Origin of the sequence: Mitsuaria sp. WAJ17, assembly GCF_014174515.1 — a bacterium.
GTDB lineage: Bacteria > Pseudomonadota > Gammaproteobacteria > Burkholderiales > Burkholderiaceae_C > Roseateles_B.
In genome coordinates this window covers 180804-199244 of record NZ_JACJUG010000001.1, presented here as the reverse complement: position 1 = coordinate 199244, position 18441 = coordinate 180804, and the positions used below count along the sequence as shown (strand labels likewise).

The window sequence follows — 18441 nt, the reverse complement described above, 5'->3', positions numbered from 1 at the left end:
TATGGCCCTGGGCACCCCGCATTGGCGCCGTCTGCGCGAGATCTGGCGCAGCGCCGGCTGGCCCTGCCAGGACCTGATCGAGGTCGAGCTGCTGGCGGCAGGGCTGCTGGAGCGCATCAGCGAAGGCCCGCGGGAGCGGCTGCGGGTCACCGACGCCGGCGTCCAGGCCCTGGCCACCTCGCTGGACCGCAATCGCCGGACCCGCGACGCCCATGAGCGGCTCGTCGGCCGCGTGGCCCTGGAGCTGCAGCGCGCAGGGCGTGTCGTCTGGCGCGGGCTGAGCCTGCGAGCCGGGCTGCCCGGCGAGGAAGCGCCGCCGGCCGAGGCCGGCACGCTGATCGACGCCGAGGCACCGGCGCGCGCGCCCCGGCCACGCTGGGTCAATGCCATGCCCGATGTCTTCTCCCTGCGCCACACCACGGTGCCGGACTACCTGGACGTGGCCGTGCACGAGATCAAGGTCAGCCGTGCCGACCTGCTGGGCGAGCTGCGGCGTCCGGCCAAGTCCCAGGCCTACCTGGCACTCAGCAGCCAGTGCTGGTTCGTGCTGAAGGCAGGCATCGCCGAGCCGCAGGAGATCCCGCCGGAGTTCGGCGTGCTGTTGGCCCATGCCCAGCACCTGGAACTGGCCCGGCCGGCACCGCGGCGCCCGCACCAGCCCGACTTCGCCACGTGGATGGCCCTGGCGCGCCATGCCTGCGAGCCGCCTCCCGAGGACGAGGCTCAGGGCCTCCTGGGCGAGCCCGAGCGCGAAGACCCTTAAGAAAACGCTCATCTGCCCCGCCCACCATGAGCCCATTGGAAGACACCGCTGGAGATCCTCATGGACATCACGCAGAACACGTCGCCGGGCGCCGGAACGCCGGCCGCGACGCCCCCGGCGCAGCGCCGGGTCATCGACGCCCCGACGCGCCTGGTGCACTGGGCCCTGGCCCTCAGCTTCGCAGGCGCCTATGTGACCGCCGAGCAGGAGGCCTGGCACGGCTTGCACATCAGCTTCGGCTACACCGCCCTGGGCCTGGCCCTGTGGCGGCTGTTGTGGGGCCTGCTGGGGCCGCGGCGCAGCCGGCTGGCCGCCCTGGCAAGCCGTGTCCGCGGGGCCTGGCAGGGGGGGCTTGAAGCCGGACGCCTGCTGGGAGCCGGCCAGGCTGCAGCCGCCCTGAGCCTGCTGGGCCTGGCCCTGCTGAGCGGGCTCAGCGGCCTGGCCCTGGACCAGGAATGGCTGGGCGAGGCCCTGGAGGAACTGCACGAGGCCAGCGGCGAGCTCATGCTCTTCGTCGTGCTGCTGCACCTGGGGCTGCTGGCGGGGCTGTCGCTGCTGCGCCAGCGCAATGCCTTCGCGCCCATGTTCAGCGGCCGCCAGGCGGGCTCCGGCCCCGACCTGGTCCGGCACAGCCTCTGGCCCCTGGCGCTGGGGATCTCGACGCTGATCGCTGCCTTCTGGGCCTGGCAATGGAACAGCGGTGCGCTCGCCCGCGGCGAGGAGCGGCACGGCGGCCATGAGCGGCATTCGGTGCATGATGGGCGGGATGGCCAGGGCGAGCACCACCGGGGCCGCTCGCACGATGACGACGACTGAGCACGCCACCCGCCGAGGACGCTGACGCCATGCGCATCCTGCTCGCCGAAGACGACACCCTGCTGGGCGACGGCCTGCGCGCCGGCCTGCGCCAGTTGGGCCTGCAGGTCGATTGGGTGCGGGACGGCGCCGCCGCCGAGCGCGAGCTGCGGGCTGAGCCCTATGCCGCGGCCGTGCTGGACCTGGGCCTGCCGCAGCTGGACGGCCTGGAGGTCCTGGCCCGCATCCGCGCCGCTGGCGTGCAGCTGCCGGTGCTGGTGCTGACCGCGCGCGATGCCGTGCCGGACCGCATCCGCGGCCTGGACCAGGGAGCCGACGACTACGTGGTCAAGCCCGTGGACCTGCACGAGCTCGCCGCCCGGCTGCGCGCCCTGGTTCGCCGTGCCCATGGCCAGCCGCAGGAACGCCTGCAGGTACAAGACCTGGTACTGGACCCCGCCGCGCGCAGCGTGCAGCGCGCCGGCCAGCCCGTCAGCCTGGCCACCCGCGAGTTCGACCTGCTACAGCTGCTGATGCTGTCGGCCGGGCGCGTGCTCTCGCGCGAGCAGCTGGAGCAGCAGCTCTACGCCTGGGGCTCCGAGGTGGAGAGCAACACCATCGAGGTCCACATCCACCACCTGCGAAAGAAGCTGGGCCCCGGCCTGATCCAGACGGTGCGCGGCGTGGGCTATCTGCTGAGCCGGGATCCGCTGCCCTGAAACCCATGAGGCCCCTGTTCCATCCCCGCTCCCTGCAGGCCCGGCTGCTGGCCCTGGTGCTGGCCCTGGTGCTGGGCCTGTGGGCCCTGAGCAGCCTCAGCACCGGCCTGGACGCCCGTCACGAGCTGGACGAGCTGCTGGATGCCCACCTGGCCCAGGCCGCCGCCCTGCTGGTGGCGCGCCAGTCCGGTGTGCCGCACGAGGACGGCCCCTCCGGGCACAGGGAGCTGCGGCCTGAGGCGCCCAGCCTGCACCGCTATGCCTCCAAGGTGGCCTTCCAGGTCTTCCACGAAGGTCAGTTGGTGCTGCGCTCTGCCAATGCGCCGACCACGCCCCTGCTGCCCCTGTCCGACGCCGCGGGCTTCCGCAACGTACAGCGCGAGGGCCGGACCTGGCGCGTCTTCGCGACCCAGGGGGCGGAGGGCGACATCCGCGTGCTCGTGGGCGAGCAGCTGCAGTCGCGGGCCGACATCCTGCGCGCCGTGCTGCGCGGCATGCTGTGGCCCCTGCTGCTGGCCCTGCCCCTGCTGGCCCTGGGCCTGTGGTGGGGCGTGCACCGTGGCATGAGCCCCCTGCGCGAGCTCGGCCGCCAGCTGCGCGCCCGCTCCGCCGCCGAACTCCAGCCCCTGCAGCTGCCGGCCGCGCCACTGGAGATGCAACCCCTGCTGGAGGCGCTCAACACCCTGTTCGCCCGCATCCAGGCCCTGATGGAGAGCGAGCGCCGCTTCACCGCCGACGCCGCGCACGAACTGCGCACCCCCATTGCCGCCATCCGCACCCAGGCCCAGGTGGCGCTTGCGGCCGGCGAGGACGAAGCCACCCGCACCCATGCCCTGCAGGCCACGCTGGCGGGCTGCGACCGCGCCTCGCGCCTGGTCGAGCAGCTGCTGACCCTGGCCCGCCTGGAGACCGGCCGGGCGCCCGCGCTGCAGCCCCTGGATCTATCGGCCCTGGCGCGCCAGTCCCTGGCCGAGCAGGTGCCGCGCGCCCTCCAGGCCCGCCAGCAGCTGGCCCTGGACGGCGCCGACACGCCTCACCTCGTCAAGGGCGACGGCACCCTGCTGGCCGCCCTGCTGCGCAATCTGCTGGACAACGCCCTGCGCTACAGCCCCAAGGGCGCCCGGATCCATCTGCGGCTGGCCCGGGAAGGTGGCGAGCTGCTGCTGTGCCTGGAGGACAGCGGCCCCGGCCTGGATGACGAAGCCCTGGCGCGCCTGGGCGAGCGCTTCTTCCGGCAGCTGGGCACCGGCCAGGACGGCAGTGGCCTGGGCTGGTCCATCGTGCGCCGCATCGCGGCCGTGCATGGGGCCCGCCTGGCGGTCGATCGCAGCCCGGCACTGGGCGGCCTGCGCGTGCGCCTGCAATTGCCCACCTCGCCCTGAGTGCGCTGAGCCCCCTGGACGTCGCAGCGCCCATGCCCTTTGGATGTGCTGCACCGGCTTGCCAGAATGAGTGGTCCCTGAAGTACGTTCCCGTGCCATGTCCCCCGTTTACACCCTGCTTCGGCAGACCCCCAGCGTCCAGACCTACCGCCACCTGCGCCAGCAGGCCGGCTTGAGTGACAAGAGTGACACCGCAGCGGCCCGCGGCCTGCGCCAGACCCTGTTCGCGGTACAGCTGCTCCTGGGTCAGGAGGTGGTGGCCATGGGCCGCGTCATCGGCGACGATGGCTGCTTCTACCAGGTGGTGGACATCGCCGTGCTGCCGGACCACCAGGGGCGCGGCCTGGGCAAGCGCGTCATGGCGGCCCTGTGCGAGTGGCTGCATGCACGCGCGCCGCGCACCGCCTACGTCAGCCTGATCGCCGACGGCGAGGCCCACCGCCTCTACGCCCAGTTCGGCTTCCAGCCCACGGCGCCGGTTTCGATCGGCATGGCGATGAAGCTCTGAGCCGGCCTGCCGGCGGGCGATATGCCCTTTGCGCAGATCGCCCGGACGAGCCCGCATAGGCAGGGCCCGAGGCTTGGGTTCACAATGCGCCCTTCTTCACCCGACAACGGCCCTCCACGAGGGGGCTGCATGAACGCATGAAGCTCACCGCCTCCCTGCGCCCCAGCGCCCTGGCCTGCGCCGCCCTGCTGAGCCTGGCCGTCTTCAGTTCCATTGCCACCCTGCCCGCCAGCGCCGCCGCGCCCACCGCCAGCAGCGTGGCCTGGCAGGAAGCCGCCGGCGACGCCGACATCGAGAAGGCCTTCGCCCAGGCCCGCAGCGAGAAGAAGCCCGTGCTGCTGTACTGGGGCGCCAAGTGGTGTCCGCCCTGCAACCAGCTCAAGGCCACGCTGTTCAACCGCCAGGACTTCATCGAGCAGACCCGCAGCATCGTCGCCGTACACCTGGACGGCGATGTCCCCGGCGCGCAGAAGCTGGGCACCCGCTTCAAGGTGCGCGGCTATCCCACCCTCATCCTCTTCAGCAATGACGGCCAGGAACTGACCCGCCTGCCCGGCGAGGCCGACGCCGTCCAAGTGATGAAGGTGTTGCAGCTGGGCCTGGCCGGCGGCCGCCCGATCAAGTCCGTGCTCGCCGACGCCCGTGCCGGCAAGAAGCTCAGCGCGAACGAGTGGAAGCTGCTGGGCTTCTATTCCTGGGAGACCGACGAGCAGCAGCTGGTGCCCGCCGCCCAGCGCCCGGCCCTGCTGGCCCAGTTGGCCGCCGCGGCGCAAGGCGTGGACGCCGAGACCGGCTCGCGCCTGTGGCTCAAGGCCCTGGCCGCGAATGAAGACGGCAAGAGCCTCAAGGTCGATGCCGCCCTGGCCGAGCGCGTGAGCAAGGTCCTGGCCACTGCCGCCGAGGCCCGTGCCCAGACCGATGCCCTGAGCTATGGCGCGCCCGAGATCGTGCGCAGCCTGGCTCCCAAGGCCGGCCCCGAGCGCCAGGCCCTGCTGGGCCAGTACGAGGCCGCGCTGAAGCGTCTGGAGACCGACGCCAGCCTCTCCCGCGCCGACCGCCTGGCCGCGCTGAGCGCCCGCGTGGAGCTGGCCCGTATCGACCTGCCCAAGGACGAGCGCCACCCCAAGCTGAATCCCGCCCTGCTGCAGGAAGTCCGCGACACCGCCGCCCGCCTCGACAAGGAGATCACCGACGGCTACGAGCGCCAGGCCGTGATCACTGAGGCCGCGGGCCTGCTGGGCCTCTCCGGCCAATGGGAGCAGAGCGATGCCCTGCTCAAGTCCAGCTTGTCCAAGAGCCACTCGCCCTACTACCTGATGAGCATGCTGGGCGGCAACGCAAAGAAGCAGGGCAGGAAGGACGAGGCCCTGCGCTGGTACGAGGAGGCCTTCAACAAGAGCGAGGGCCCCGCCACGCGCCTGCAGTGGGGTGCCAACTACCTGGCGGCCCTCGTGGAACTGGCACCTCAGGACGCCGCCCGCATTGAGAAAGTGGCCGGCCAGCTCTTCGCAGAAGCCGAGAAGGACAAGGGCGCCTTCTACGAGCGCAGCGCCCGCTCGCTGAAGAAGGTCGGCAATGACCTGCAGGCCTGGAACAAGGGCGGCCAGCACGAGGCCAGCCTGGGCAAGTTGCGTGGCCAGCTGGAGGGCGTGTGCGCCAAGGTCGATACCGCCGACCAGCAGCGCGCCACCTGCGAGGGCCTGCTGAAGCCTGCGAAGAAGGGCTGATCGTCCGGCATCCACCTGCAAGAAAGGCGCCTCGCAGGAGGCGCCTTTTTCATGCGCGCTGGATTACTTGAGCAGGCCCTCGGCCTTCATGGCCTCCTGCACGGCCGGGCGTGCCGCCATGCGGGCCCGGAAGGCGCCCAGCTGCTTCAGCCCGCTGATGTCCACGCCCACGTACTGGCCCCAGTTGCTGATCACGAACAGGTAGGCATCCGCCACGCTGAACTGGCTGCCCAGCAGGTAGTCACGCCCCTCCAGCTGGCTGTCCACCCAGGCCAGGCGCTTTTGCAGGGCCTCGCGGAACATGGGCTTGGCATCTTCGGGGGTGGCCGGGTTGAACAGGGGCGAGAAGCCCTTGTGCAGCTCGCTGGTGATGTAATTGAGCCATTCCTGCAGGCGGTAGCGGGCCCAGCTGCCATTGGCCGGAGCCAGCTGCTTTTCAGGCACCAGGTCGGCCAGGTACTGGACGATGGCCGGGCCTTCGGTCAGGCGCTCGCCGTTATCCAGTTCCAGCACAGGCACCGAGCCCTTGGGGTTGATGGTGAGGTAGTCCGTGCCATCGGCCAGCTTCTTGGTCTTGGTGCTGGCCAGCACGGCCTCGAAGGGCAGACCGGATTCGCGCAGCACGATGTGCGGGGACAGCGAGCAGGCGCCGGGGCTGTAGTAGAGCTTCATGCAGGTTTCCTTCTGTCAGGGAGTGCCGGCCACAGGCCTGGCACGGGAGGGAACGACAGGAACGATACGCCAACGTCCGGTCTCCGGCAGAAGGCCTGCTCCAGCAGGAATCGGCCAAACCTGCTACCCACACTCAGCGGCGCGCGCGCGAGTGCCCCGGCAAGGCGGATCAGTAGCTCCAGGACTTCATCACGGCCTGAAGATCGGCTTCGGTGAAGCAGCCCTGGCTCGTGTCGCCGGCAGACGATCGCAGCTGTACCACGTGCAAAGCCCGCAGGACTGGGACGGCCACTGCGAGCGGCAGCGCCGCACATCCCTCACCAGCAGGCTGGGGCTCATGACGGACTCGATCACCACCCTGCGCTGCGAATGCCGCAGCGGGGAGCGCACGGCCGATCTCAGCATCAGCGACGAATGGCGCCCCGCAGCCGGCCCGGTGCGGATCGATGGGCAATCCTGGCAGCTCGAGCTTCAGGAGGTGCCGGGCTACGAGGTCCTCGCCAGCCCCTCGCCCGGCTTCCTGATCCGGAGCCAGGACGAGGCGCTGGTTGCCGCCATCGAGACCCTGCATCCGGGACGCAGCTGGCACCATCCGGTGCTGCCGGCCTTCGCACGCGAGCCGCTGGCCTGCCGCGCAGCAGGCCTTCTCCTGAGCTACCCCGACTGAGCGCTCGGCAGGCCGGCCATCTGAGCTGGATTTCCGGCCAGTCAGCGCGCGGCTCCGCCATTCGCCGCACCGGCAGTGCCCTCTGCGTATCGTCTTCTGATAATCGCCTCCATGCAAACAGGGTCCCCAGGGACCTCGGAGGAAGACGATGACGATCTGCCGAACACGGCATGGGGGGCGAATCGCCGTGCTGGTCAGCCTGCTGGCGTTGCTGATGGGTGCCCACCACAAGGCCGAAGCGGCCACCACGGGCTGCCGCATCGAGGGCCTCCCCAACGAGTTGCAATGCGGCGTACTCAAGCGCCCCCTGGACCCGGCCCGCGCCGACGGCCCGCAGATCGAGATCCACTACCTCGTTGTGCCGGCCATGGCCCGCAACAAGCAGCCCGACCCGGTGCTGATGCTGGCGGGCGGCCCCGGCCAGAGTGCCATTGGCGTGGCCCCCATGGTGATGAACCGCCTGGCGCGGCTGAACAACCGGCGCGACCTGGTCTTCATCGACCAGCGCGGCACCGGCAAGTCCGCCCCCCTGCAATGTGCCGATGAATCCCGGCTTTCGCTGGCCGAGGTCGCCGACGAGGCGGCTAGCCTGCGCCGCATCGAGCAGTGCCGCGAGCAGCTGCAGAAGCTGCCCCATGGTGACCTGCGCTTCTACAGCACCACGCTCGCCATGCAGGACTTCGACGCCGTGCGCGCCGAGCTGGGCGCCGAGCGCTGGAACCTGATCGGTGGCTCTTACGGCACGCGAGCCGCCCTGGAGTACCAGCGGCAATTCCCGCAGCGGGTGCGCCGCACCGTGATCGACGGCGTCGCACCGCCGGATCTGGTCCTGCCCGAGAGCTTGTCCGCCGATGTCCAGGCCGCCCTGGACGCCGAACTCAAGGCCTGCGAGGACGAGCCCGCCTGTGCGAAGCGCTATCCCCAACTGCGCCAGCAATGGTCGCAGCTGCTGGCCTCGCTGCCGCGCACGGTGTCAGTGAGACATCCGCTGACGAACGAACCGGAGTCCTTCACCCTGACCCGTACCCAGATGCTGCGCACCATCCGCGGCCCGCTGTACGTGCCGTCCATGACCTCCCTGGTGCCGGCTGCCATCCAGGCCGCCACCAAGGGCCAGTTCGAGGCCCTGGCCGGCCTCGGCAGCATGATGGGCAGTAACAAGGGCACGCGGCTGGCCCTGGGTATGCATTTCTCGGTGATCTGCGCCGAGGATGCGCCTCGCATGGGCAAGGGCAGCGAGGCGCCGGGCCGGGACACCGGCCGCGTCGATGCCGAGCTGTACGAGCGCGTCTGCAAGACCTGGCCCCGCGCCGAGGTGCCGGCCGCCTTCTATCAGGTGCCGCCCGCCCAGACTCCGGTGCTGCTGCTTTCCGGTGGCGCCGACCCGGTGACCCCGCCGCGCCACGCCGAGCGCATCGCCAAGCTGCTGGGCGCCAAGACCCAGCACATCGTGGTGCCGCAGGCCGGCCATGGCGTGATGAGCCTGGGCTGCATGGGCGAGGTGCTGTACCGCTTCATCGACGCCAAGACAGACGCCGCCGCCCTGCCTCAGGACGCCGGCTGCGCTGTGAAGATCCCCAGGCCGCCCGCCTTCCAGCCCATCATCCGCACGGAGGTGCAGCCATGATCCGCATCGAACGACTTTCCAAACAGTTCATCGCCCAGGCCGGCGGCAAGACGCTCTTCAAGCGCCCGCCCAAGCGCGTGGTGAAGGCCGTGCATTCGCTGGGCTTTCATGCGCCGGACGGCCGCATCACCGGCCTGCTGGGCCCCAACGGCGCCGGCAAGACCACGACCCTGCGCATGCTGGCCGGCCTCTTCCCGCCTGACGAGGGCAGCCTGGAGGTCGATGGCATCGACGTGCTCAAGAACCCGCGCGCGGCCCTGGCCCGCATGGGTATCCTGGGCGACGCCCATGGTCTGTACCCCCGCCTGACGGCCCGCGAGAACATCATCTATTTCGGCCGCCTGCAGGGCATGGACGGCGAAGCCGCGAATGCCCGCGCCGATGCGCTGGCCGAGCTGCTGGACATGCGCCGCATCCTGGACCGCCGCACCGAGGGCTTCAGCCAGGGTGAGCGCATGAAGACCGCGCTGGCCCGCGCCCTGGTGCATGACCCGGCCAACATCGTGCTGGACGAGCCCACCAACGGCCTGGACGTGCTGGCCACGCGGGGCTTGCGCGATGCCCTGCGCCATCTGCGCTCCCCGAGCGGCGGCAGCAAGTGCATCGTCTTCTCCAGCCACATCATGCAAGAGGTAGAGCAGCTCTGCGACCACGTGGTGGTGATGGCACGCGGCCGCGCCGTGGCCCAGGGCAGCGTGCCCGAGCTGCTGGCACAGACCGGCGAGACTCGCTTCGAGGAGGCCTTCGTGAAGCTGGCCTTCAGCGACCACACCGCCGACGACACCACCGAGGAGGCCCTGGCATGAGCGAGAACCCGAGCCCCGTTTCCAAGGACCTGCTGATGAGCCCCACACGCCCTCCCCTGTCCTTCCTGGCCCATGCCCGCATCGTGCTGTTCAAGGAACTGGTCGATGCGGTCCGTGACCGCCGCACCCTGCTGCGCATGCTGGTGCCGGCTGTCCTGATGGGTCCGCTGATGCTGATGGCACTCTCCGGTCTGATCGCCTCCCTGGAGGAGCGCGCCGAGAAGCGTGAGCTGATGGTGGCCGGCCTGGAGAACGCCCCCACGCTGGAGAACTACCTGCAGCGACAAACCTACACGCTCAAGGCCGCCCCCTCGGACTATGAGAAGAAGCTGCGCGCGACCCAGTTGCTGGAGCCGGTGCTGGTCATCGGCAAGGACTTCGAGAAGCAACTGCTGGAGGGCGAGCGGCCCACGGTGGAGGTGGTCAGCGACAGCGCCAACCAGCGCGCCCAGGTGGCCGTGGGCAGCGTGCAGCGCCTTCTGCGCGGCTTCAACCAGGAGCGCGCGGGCCTGAACCTCGCCCTGCGCGGCATTTCCCCCGAACTGCTGCAGCCCGTGGCCATCGAGGAGCGCGACCTGGCCAGCACTCAGGCCCGTGCGACCCGCATCACCAGCATCGTGCCCATGTTCATCATCATGGCCGTGCTCTATGGCGCGCTGACTGCTGCGCTGGACAGCACGGCCGGCGAGCGCGAGCGCGGTTCGCTGGAGCCCTTGCTGATGAACCCGGCCTCGCCCCTGGCCCTGGTACTGGGCAAATGGGGCGCGGTGGCCCTGTCCGGGGTGGCCGTGGCAGCGCTGTCCAACCTGAGCTTCCTGCCGGCGCAGTACCTGATCCAGAGCGACAGCCTGCAGGCCATGTTCCAGTTCGGCTGGGGCGAAGCCCTGCGCTGCCTGGCCGTGCAGCTGCCGCTGGCCGCTGGCGTGGGCGCCCTGCTGATGGCCATGGCCGTACGCACCAAGACTTTCAAGGAAGCCCAGGCCAGCGCCACCCTGGCCATGACCCTGATCAGCCTGGCACCCATGGTGGGCCTGATGAACCCCGGCGGGGAAGCCGCTTGGTATTACTGGGTGCCCGGCCTGGCCCAGAACACCCTGATGCTGCAGGTTCTCAAGGGCGAAGGCCTAAGCCTGGCCAAGGTCCTGCCCTCGGTGCTGGTGTGCGGCGCCATGACCCTGGCCGGCCTGCTCTTCATCGCCCGCTCGATGCGGCTGGCCGTGGCCCGCTGAACCCCTTCAACCCAAAAAGCACAAGGCGCCTCGCTGGAGGCGCCATTTTTTATGGGGCGACGAATTGAATGATGCTCAGGATCAGTGCATCAGCCCGAGCGCCCGGTGCACTTCCTGCTGCCAGGGCAGGGCATGGACGATCTCGTTGAGCTGGCGTGCGGAATCGACCGGCGCCAGCACCTCGCCGCGCGGGTTCAGGAACTGCAGATTGGTCACCAGCGACATGGGATCCACCATGGCCACCACCCCGACCGGCAGGCGGACCCAGTCCCAGGCGACCCCGGCCGTGCCATGCTGCCACTCGCCTTTCCAGAGCGTCTGGCCCATGGCCGGATGATCGGCATCGCCCGGCACCAGAACACGGGTGCTCAGGTGGGCGAGTTGCAACTGCGGTGTGGCGTCCGTCGCGCACAGCAGGCGGGGCCAAGCGTAGACAATCCAGGCAGGTGTCATCGACAGGACTTGCTTGTTGTGGAGGATGACGGTCGGTGCTGCGCATCATCCTGTAAGCGCCGTCTTCTGGGACCTGCAAGTTGTTGCTAGCTGTAAACCCTAGCGGAACAGGCCCCTCTAGCGCTGACAATTCCCAGACAACTCCAATCTTCCCGAGGGATCCCCGGCCTCATGCTGCAAGGCAGTTTTCAATCGGTGCTGGAAGCCAAGAATCGCGACGAGTTCCGCGAGGAAATCGTGCGGTTTGCGCAGAACCTGGGGTTTGAGACCGTTACCGCGACCGTGGTCCTGGATCGCGGTCCTGGCAATGCCGAGTTCATGTCCATCGACAATGCGCCGGTCGGTTTCAACGAAATTGCATACGACCCCTCGCTTGGCAAGTTAGATCCGGTGATGCAGCACGTCAAGCGTCACAGCGTGCCCATCATCTGGAGCCAGTTCACCTACGTTCAGCATGGGCGCGGCGATCTGTGGGAAGAACAGGCCCGATTTGGATACTGCAGCGGCGTGTGCCTCGCCCTGCACCTGCCCGAAGGCCGCCACTTCATCATGGGCGTTGACCGGCGTGAATCTCTGCCCTCGGACCATCAGCAACTGACGCGCGTGGTGGCGGACCTCCAGCTGTTCGCTGTCCATGCCCAGGAAGCGGCCTGGAATGTGTTCCTTCCCGAAGGTGCCTCTCTGGACCAGCAGCTTCCCAGCCTCACGCCCCGCGAGCTGGAGTGCCTGCGCTGGACCATGGAAGGCAAGACGGCCTGGGAGGTCGGCGGCATCCTCGGTATCAGCGAGCGCACGGCGGTGCTGCATCTCAACAATGCAATGCACAAGATGGATTGCAACAACAAGCATCAAGCCGTTCTGAAAGCCCTGCGCCTGGGGTTGATCCGCTAAGTATCATCCCTAGGATGTAATGTGTGACAGTGGCCGCAGAAGGCTTCCAGTGATTCAATTGGCCAAACTAGCTTCCTATTGGAGCCAACTGGAGATTACTCATGAATACTTTCCAACAACTGAGCGCAAGCGAACTGGAGTGGGTTGCCGGTGGTGAAGACCCCTCGCCCAAGGGCACCTGGCTGACGACCGGGCAGGATCCTTCGCCCAAAGGCACCTGGCTGGTGGCCGAGCAAGACCCCTCGCCCAAGGGCACCTGGCAGACGTCTGAGGAAGACCCGTCGCCCAAGGGCACTTGGTAAGCCGCCCTATGAAGTCCCCCCTAGAGGCTGGCATTTGCCAGCCTCTCGTCTTTTTGCCTCCCTGCTGAACCATGTTCCCGAGTGCCCGCCGGCGCGGCGTGATCCGGCGCTGGGTGGCGAGTCGGCTCGGCCTGAGGCTTCTGGCAAAACCTGCCCCTTCCCGGCACAACGCCCTGGCCTATATCGCCGGCCACCATGGCCTTGCGGCCAAGGGCCTGATCGAGGCAATCCCGGACAGCGGTGGCCTCGAGGCGCTCTGCTTGCAGGCCCTGGGCCTGGGCCTGAGGAGTCGTGTCGTGCGCCTGGAAGCCGGCTCCCTGAACAGGCTTCAGCTGCCCTGCCTCGTCCAGCACGAGCAACTGGGCTGGATGCCTCTCGTCGCCGTTCACGAAGCGCACGTCACCGTGCAGCACCCGCTGCAGGGGCGCGTCAGCCTGCCGCGCGATGCCTGGGCCATGGCCTTCATGGGCCTGGCACTGGAGTTTCGCCCCGCTCCCTAGGCAAGCCTGGGCGTGGCGCCAGGACCGCCCTCCGGCCGGGCCGCATCCCTGAAAGCTCGAGCGATGGTCCGGCGGTGGGGCCGGATCAGCTCGTCGGCGGCAGAGGCGAGGTTTGTTCCTCCATCCAGCCCAGCCAGCGCATGGCCTGCTCGCGGCTTTCTCCGCACATCAGCTCGGAAGGCTGCAGGGAGCCACAGACCGCGGGCCGTTCCGGCTGGCCGAAGATCTTGCAACGGTCCTCTGCATCCAGTTGCACGCAACGCACCCCGGCTGGCTTGCTGATGCCATTCACCAGGGGCATGCCGGGAATGGGCGAGCTGATGGAAGGCGCGATGCAGCAGGCCGCGCAGCGAGAACGGCACTGCATCAGCCCTGCTCCGGCTGCAGGCGCAGCGGGCAGGCCCGCGCAAGCTGATCGGCCAGTTGGGCGCGCAGAGCGCGCAAGTCCTCGAGCCGAGCATCAATCTGAGCCAGCTTGCCCTGCAGCAGGGCCTGCACCTGGCCCGCGTCCAGCCCGCCGTCCTGCAGGGCATCCATCTGACCCAGGACCTCGCGAATCTCCACCAGGCTGAAGCCCAGCCCCTGGGCCAGGCGGATCAAGGTCAGGCGCGCCGCCGCTTCCGGACCATAGCGGCGGTAACCCTTGGCGGTACGCAGGGCATGGAGAAGGCCCTGGCGCTCGTAGAAGCGCAGGGTGTCGTGGCTGAGGCCGCTGAGTGCGGCAAGTTCGCCGATGAGCATGTCCGGGCAGAGGAAGCAATGAAGCGAAGGGCTTGACCCTGGAGTGTAGTCAAGGCCTGAGCATGGCGCTTTCCACTCCTGCATCCCCCGCCATGTCCACCCCCCTCCTCATCACGGGTGCCAGCGGCCAGATCGGTCGCTGGCTCCTTCATGCGCTGCTGCGGCTGGAGCCCGCCCGGCCCCTGGTTCTGGCCCTGCGTGATCCCGCCGTGCAGTTGGAAAGCCTCCGCCGCTGGCTATCCGGGCGCGGCATTGCCGGGCCAGGGCTGGCACGCCTTGCTGCGCATCCCTACCGGCTGGAAGACACCGCGAGCGCACGGGCGCTGGTGCGGGAGCTGCGCCCGGATACCCTGCTGCATTTGGCGGCCCGCTTCGAGTGGGGGCTGGATGCCAACGAGGCGCGACGCGCCCAACTCCAGGCCACCGAGGCCCTGTGGGAGGCCCAGACCGATCCCCAGGGCCATGCCGGTCGCTTCGTGGCCCTGGGCGGCTACATGACCCAGCACCGCCCACAGTTGGACAAGTTGGGCATCCATGTCGGGCGCCCGGTGGACTGGCAGCGCATCTACCGCCGCATCGGCGGCTATGAGGCCAGCAAGCTGGAGACACAGTTCCACATGAGCGCCCTGGCTAGGCGTCTGGGGCGTCCCTGGCTGTGCGTGCATCCCGCCACCGTCTGCGGGCATTCAGTCGAGGGCGAGTTGCCTGCGCATGCGGCGCTGTACGCCCTGTGTCGACAGTTGCTCCGCGGCCGCCTGCAGGCACTGCCGGGATCGCCCCGACACCAGCTGCCCCTGGTCAGCGTGGACCAGGTGGCGGGCTTCCTGGCTCGTCTGGCGCTGGACCCGCAGGTCCGGTCCGGTGACTTCCTGCTGATGGACCCAGCCTCGCCGCCCGTGCATGACTTGATCCGGAAGCTGGCGGGGGCGCTGGGCGTGCGAGCCCCTCGTCTGGCCCTGCCTCTTGCCGTGATGCAGGGCTTGCTGCGCGTGCCCGGCGTTGCCGCCTGGAGTGGCGCCTCTGCCGAAGGCCTGGATTTCCTGATCCAAGACCCGGACTTCAACACCGGGCCGGCCGAGGCGCTGAGCCAGCGCTGGGGCTTGCCCCCGACACCCCTGCCACAGGCCCTGGCCGCCACGGCGCGCTTCGTCGCCCGGGACTGCGCACGCCAGCCGCCCGGCACCCGGGTCGCCTGAGCTCAAGCTGTAGCATGGATCAGGTCGAGAGCTGCCGTCGGTCATCGGCTGCCGCGGCCCGGGGATGATGGCACCTCGCTCGCACTTATCCACAGGCGCCGGTAAAATCGCGGCCCTTCCTCGCTGCTGATCTCGGGCCCCACGCCACCAAGGCGGCTGCGGGCCCCTGCCCTTGCCATGCTGTATCCCAAAGAGTTCGACGTCATCGTGGTCGGTGGCGGTCACGCCGGTACCGAGGCTGCCCTGGCCGCAGCCCGCATGGGCGTGCGCACGCTGCTGCTGACCCACAATATCGAGACCCTGGGGCAGATGAGTTGCAACCCGTCCATCGGCGGGATCGGCAAAGGGCATCTGGTCAAGGAGGTGGATGCGCTGGGCGGTGCCATGGCCGCTGCCACGGATGAATCCGGCATCCAGTTCCGCATCCTCAACGGCTCCAAGGGGCCGGCCGTGCGGGCCACCCGCGCTCAGGCCGACCGTGTGCTCTACAAGGCTGCCATCCGCCATCGCCTGGAGAATCAGCCGAACCTCTGGCTGTTCCAGCAGGCAGTGGACGACCTCATGGTGGAGGGTGATCGCGTGGTCGGCGCCGTGACCCAGTCCGGCCTGCAGTTCCGCGCACGCGCCGTGGTACTCACGGCCGGCACCTTCCTGGACGGACGCATCCACATTGGCCTGGAGAACTACAGCGCCGGTCGCGCCGGTGATCCGCCGGCGGTGAGCCTGTCCGGTCGCCTGAAAGAGCTGAGGCTGCCGCAGGGCCGGCTCAAGACCGGCACCCCGCCGCGCATCGACGGCCGCAGCATCGACTTTTCCAAGTGCGCCGAACAGCCCGGCGACCTGGACCCCATCCCCGTGTTCAGCTTCATGGGCTCGGTGGACCAGCACCCGCGTCAGCTGCCTTGCTGGATCACCCACACCAACGAACGCACGCACGCCATCATTCGGTCGGGCTTTGCCCGCAGCCCCATGTTCACCGGCGTGATCGAAGGCGTGGGACCGCGCTACTGCCCCTCCATCGAGGACAAGATCAACCGTTTCGCCGACAAGGACTCGCACCAGATCTTCCTCGAACCCGAGGGCCTGAGCACGCACGAGTTCTATCCCAACGGCATCTCGACTTCCCTGCCCTTCGACATCCAGCTGGCGGCCGTCCAGTCCATACCAGGCCTGGAGAACGCGCACATCCTGCGCCCCGGCTATGCCATCGAGTACGACTACTTCGATCCGCGCGAGCTGAAATCCAGCTTCGAGACCCGGGCCATCCAGGGCCTGTTCTTCGCCGGCCAGATCAATGGCACCACCGGCTACGAGGAAGCAGCCGCCCAGGGCCTCTTCGCCGGCATGAATGCCGCCCTGCAGGTGCAGGGGCGCGAGGCCTGGCTGCCGGGTCGGGAGCAGGCCTACCTGGGCGTGCTGGTCGATGACCTGATCACCAAGGGCGTGACCGAGCCCTACCGCATGTTCACCAGCCGGGCCGAGTTCCGGCTCCAGCTGCGCGAAGACAATGCCGACATGCGTTTGACCGAAATGGGCCGCGAGCTGGGCCTGGTGGACGATGCACGCTGGAACGCCTTCAATCGCAAGCGCGACGCTGTTTCACGTGAAACAGAGAAGCTGAAGAGCACCTGGGTCCACCCCGGCATTCTTCCGGCCGCGGACGCCGAGCGTCTGGTCGGCAAGGCCCTGGAGCGTGAGTACAACCTGGTCGATCTGTTGCGCCGTCCTGGCGTGGGCTATGACACCGTGGTGAACGTCGCGGCGATTGCCCGACCCGAAGCGGGTGTTTCACGTGAAACGCTGACGGACGAGCTGGGCGTCACCCTGGCCGAGGCGGTGATCGAACAGGTAGAGACCAGCGTCAAGTACGCGGGCTACATCAGCAAGCAGAGCGAGGACGTCGCCCGAGCGGCCCATTTCGAACACCTGAAGCTGCCTGAGGACCTGGACTACGCCCAGGTCACCGCCCTCTCCTTCGAGGTGCGGCAGAAGCTCAACAAGCACCGACCCGAGACCTTGGGCCAGGCCTCGCGCATTTCGGGTGTGACGCCGGCCGCCATCTCCCTGCTGCTGGTCCACCTCAAGAAGGGCCGCTTCAAGGGCTTCGTGGACGAGGGCAAGGCCTGCGCATGAGCCCGTGGCAGTCACCTCGGACAAACCTCCTGCGCACAACGCCTCCGGGGGGGCGGCGGTGAATCGCACACCCCATCTGGCCCGGTCCGCCCAGCCGGTGCTCGACGTCCAGCAAGGGGCGTTTGATGACCGTCTGTGCGCCCCGATGCCAGAGGCCGAGGTTGTGCCCGCGGCCGGGCCCCAGGTGGTGGACGGGGTGGGACAGCGGGGCCTGCCGGTGCCGTGGGTCCAGCCTCTGGAGCCGGGCGGCCCCATGGATGGCCCGGGCGTCGAGATCGCAGCGAGCCTGGATCGGCGGCCCAATGAAGCCCGACTCCCTAAGGCCATGCCCAACGCCTCCGACGTGCCGGCCCTGGTGCAGACCCTTCAAGGGCTGGACCGCCGGCAGCCCATCCTGGCCGGACTGCAATCCAATTGCTGCATCGAAGCCACGGCCCTGGGCGCCCCCGCCCCTCCCTTGGGACTTCAACCCTGGGTGATCCAGGATGCCCATCACACGGGGCCGGGCCGAGGGCTCAGCACCACAGCCCCACGTCATCTGATCTCGGTCCAGCTGGCGCAGGCCGGCGCCCGCCTGGTCGATCTCCCCACCCTTCTCCAGGCCTGAGCCTGTCTTCGCATGAGTTCGAACGCCCTCCTTGCCCCCTTGCGCGATGCCGCCCAGACTCTGGAGCTGAACCTCAGCGAGACCCAGCTCCAGCAGTTGCTGGACTACCTGGGACTGATTCAGAAGTGGAACAAGGTCTACAACCTGACCGCCGTGCGCGATCCCCAAGCCATGCTGGTACAGCACCTGGTGGACAGCCTCAGCCTGGTCCCCGCCCTGCGTCGTCACCTGGCCGCGCAGCCGGGCCAACGCTTGATGGACGTCGGCAGCGGCGGCGGCCTGCCGGGAGTGGTGGTGGCCATTTGCGAACCCGGCCTGGACGTCAGTTGCGTGGACGCCGTGGCCAAGAAGGCCAGTTTCATCCAGCAGGTGGCGGCCGAGCTGCGCCTGCCGAATCTGCATGGCCTTCATTCCCGCGTGGAGGCCCTGAAGGCCCTGCCCTTTGACGTGATCACCTCACGGGCCTTCGCCTCGCTGCAGGACTTCACCACCCTCACACGCCAGCACCTCAAGACCGGCGCCATCTGGCTGGCCATGAAGGGCCAGCATCCGGACGAGGAGATCGCCGCCCTGCCCCAGGACCTCCGGGTGTTTCACGTGGAACAACTGCAGGTGCCCGGCCTGGACGCCCAGCGCTGTCTCATCTGGATCAAAACCGCCGCTTAAGCTCGGTGCCCGTCACCATCCCAAGTACGATAGCCACCCGAGCACAAAACCCCTGCC

General features: G+C 68.8%; 21 protein-coding genes. 17 read left to right on the top strand and 4 right to left on the bottom strand.

The features are described from left to right. Window position 1 precedes the first annotated feature (1 nt). The 6 genes from H5407_RS00895 (at window position 2) to H5407_RS00870 (ending at window position 5894) form a co-directional block, all read left to right on the top strand. Window positions 2-763 carry a hypothetical protein gene (locus H5407_RS00895; protein ID WP_183102522.1) on the top strand — a complete coding sequence of 254 codons (762 nt, stop codon included), beginning with the start codon at window positions 2-4 and terminating at the stop codon, window positions 761-763. Between the two features lie 60 nt (window positions 764-823). After that, on the top strand, window positions 824-1579 hold the full coding sequence (locus H5407_RS00890; protein ID WP_183102521.1) for a cytochrome b/b6 domain-containing protein: 756 nt from the start codon (window positions 824-826) through the stop codon (window positions 1577-1579). Between the two features lie 29 nt (window positions 1580-1608). After that, entirely contained in the window at window positions 1609-2277 is a 669-nt protein-coding gene (locus H5407_RS00885) for a winged helix-turn-helix domain-containing protein (RefSeq protein WP_183102520.1), read from the top strand. A gap of 14 nt (window positions 2278-2291) precedes the next feature. Further along, on the top strand, window positions 2292-3659 hold the full coding sequence (locus tag H5407_RS00880) for an ATP-binding protein (RefSeq protein WP_183102664.1): 1368 nt from the start codon (window positions 2292-2294) through the stop codon (window positions 3657-3659). A gap of 97 nt (window positions 3660-3756) precedes the next feature. Then, on the top strand, window positions 3757-4167 hold the full coding sequence (locus H5407_RS00875) for a GNAT family N-acetyltransferase (RefSeq protein WP_183102519.1): 411 nt from the start codon (window positions 3757-3759) through the stop codon (window positions 4165-4167). 137 nt (window positions 4168-4304) lie between these two features. Further along, window positions 4305-5894 (top strand): thioredoxin family protein, encoded by a 1590-nt coding sequence (locus H5407_RS00870; RefSeq protein ID WP_183102518.1) that lies wholly within the window; start codon window positions 4305-4307, stop codon window positions 5892-5894. Window positions 5895-5957: 63 nt separating this feature from the next. Here H5407_RS00870 and gstA read toward each other — a convergent pair whose 3' ends face one another. Beyond that, on the bottom strand, window positions 5958-6566 hold the full coding sequence (gene gstA, locus H5407_RS00865; RefSeq protein ID WP_183102517.1) for a glutathione transferase GstA: 609 nt from the start codon (window positions 6564-6566) through the stop codon (window positions 5958-5960). 337 nt (window positions 6567-6903) lie between these two features. Between gstA and H5407_RS00860 the strand changes: the two genes are divergently transcribed. From H5407_RS00860 to H5407_RS00845, 4 genes are all read left to right on the top strand, one after another. After that, window positions 6904-7233 (top strand): hypothetical protein, encoded by a 330-nt coding sequence (locus tag H5407_RS00860; RefSeq protein ID WP_183102516.1) that lies wholly within the window; start codon window positions 6904-6906, stop codon window positions 7231-7233. Between the two features lie 148 nt (window positions 7234-7381). Continuing rightward, window positions 7382-8860, top strand: coding sequence for an alpha/beta hydrolase (locus H5407_RS00855; protein ID WP_183102515.1), 1479 nt, complete (start codon window positions 7382-7384; stop codon window positions 8858-8860). Further along, window positions 8857-9666: an ATP-binding cassette domain-containing protein gene (locus tag H5407_RS00850; RefSeq protein WP_183102514.1), complete on the top strand. Its 810-nt coding sequence runs from the start codon at window positions 8857-8859 to the stop codon at window positions 9664-9666. The genes H5407_RS00855 and H5407_RS00850 overlap by 4 nt, the downstream gene beginning before the upstream one ends. Beyond that, window positions 9663-10895 (top strand): ABC transporter permease, encoded by a 1233-nt coding sequence (locus tag H5407_RS00845; protein WP_255500996.1) that lies wholly within the window; start codon window positions 9663-9665, stop codon window positions 10893-10895. The genes H5407_RS00850 and H5407_RS00845 overlap by 4 nt, the downstream gene beginning before the upstream one ends. Window positions 10896-10976: 81 nt before the next feature. On the opposite strand, the gene H5407_RS00840 is transcribed toward H5407_RS00845, so the two are convergent. Then, complete coding sequence (locus tag H5407_RS00840; RefSeq protein ID WP_183102513.1) at window positions 10977-11348, bottom strand: hypothetical protein; 372 nt, start codon at window positions 11346-11348, stop codon at window positions 10977-10979. A 171-nt stretch (window positions 11349-11519) separates the two neighbouring features. On the opposite strand from H5407_RS00840, the gene H5407_RS00835 reads away from it, so the two are divergent. From H5407_RS00835 to H5407_RS00825, 3 genes are all read left to right on the top strand, one after another. After that, entirely contained in the window at window positions 11520-12239 is a 720-nt protein-coding gene (locus tag H5407_RS00835; protein ID WP_183102512.1) for a helix-turn-helix transcriptional regulator, read from the top strand. A gap of 101 nt (window positions 12240-12340) precedes the next feature. Further along, window positions 12341-12541, top strand: coding sequence for a hypothetical protein (locus tag H5407_RS00830; protein ID WP_183102511.1), 201 nt, complete (start codon window positions 12341-12343; stop codon window positions 12539-12541). A 71-nt stretch (window positions 12542-12612) separates the two neighbouring features. Then, window positions 12613-13041, top strand: a complete 429-nt coding sequence (locus tag H5407_RS00825; protein WP_183102510.1) for a cysteine peptidase family C39 domain-containing protein — start codon at window positions 12613-12615, stop codon at window positions 13039-13041. A gap of 85 nt (window positions 13042-13126) precedes the next feature. Here H5407_RS00825 and H5407_RS00820 read toward each other — a convergent pair whose 3' ends face one another. Then, window positions 13127-13408: a YkgJ family cysteine cluster protein gene (locus H5407_RS00820; protein ID WP_183102509.1), complete on the bottom strand. Its 282-nt coding sequence runs from the start codon at window positions 13406-13408 to the stop codon at window positions 13127-13129. Further along, entirely contained in the window at window positions 13408-13782 is a 375-nt protein-coding gene (locus H5407_RS00815; protein ID WP_183102508.1) for a MerR family transcriptional regulator, read from the bottom strand. The genes H5407_RS00820 and H5407_RS00815 overlap by 1 nt, the downstream gene beginning before the upstream one ends. A gap of 92 nt (window positions 13783-13874) precedes the next feature. Between H5407_RS00815 and H5407_RS00810 the strand changes: the two genes are divergently transcribed. The 4 genes from H5407_RS00810 (at window position 13875) to rsmG (ending at window position 18384) form a co-directional block, all read left to right on the top strand. Beyond that, window positions 13875-14978, top strand: a complete 1104-nt coding sequence (locus tag H5407_RS00810; RefSeq protein WP_183102507.1) for an NAD-dependent epimerase/dehydratase family protein — start codon at window positions 13875-13877, stop codon at window positions 14976-14978. A 177-nt stretch (window positions 14979-15155) separates the two neighbouring features. Then, window positions 15156-17111: a tRNA uridine-5-carboxymethylaminomethyl(34) synthesis enzyme MnmG gene (gene mnmG, locus H5407_RS00805; protein WP_183102506.1), complete on the top strand. Its 1956-nt coding sequence runs from the start codon at window positions 15156-15158 to the stop codon at window positions 17109-17111. Window positions 17112-17169: 58 nt separating this feature from the next. Beyond that, complete coding sequence (locus H5407_RS00800; RefSeq protein ID WP_183102505.1) at window positions 17170-17718, top strand: cysteine hydrolase family protein; 549 nt, start codon at window positions 17170-17172, stop codon at window positions 17716-17718. Window positions 17719-17730: 12 nt separating this feature from the next. After that, entirely contained in the window at window positions 17731-18384 is a 654-nt protein-coding gene (rsmG, locus tag H5407_RS00795) for a 16S rRNA (guanine(527)-N(7))-methyltransferase RsmG (RefSeq protein ID WP_183102504.1), read from the top strand. Window positions 18385-18441: the final 57 nt, after the last annotated feature.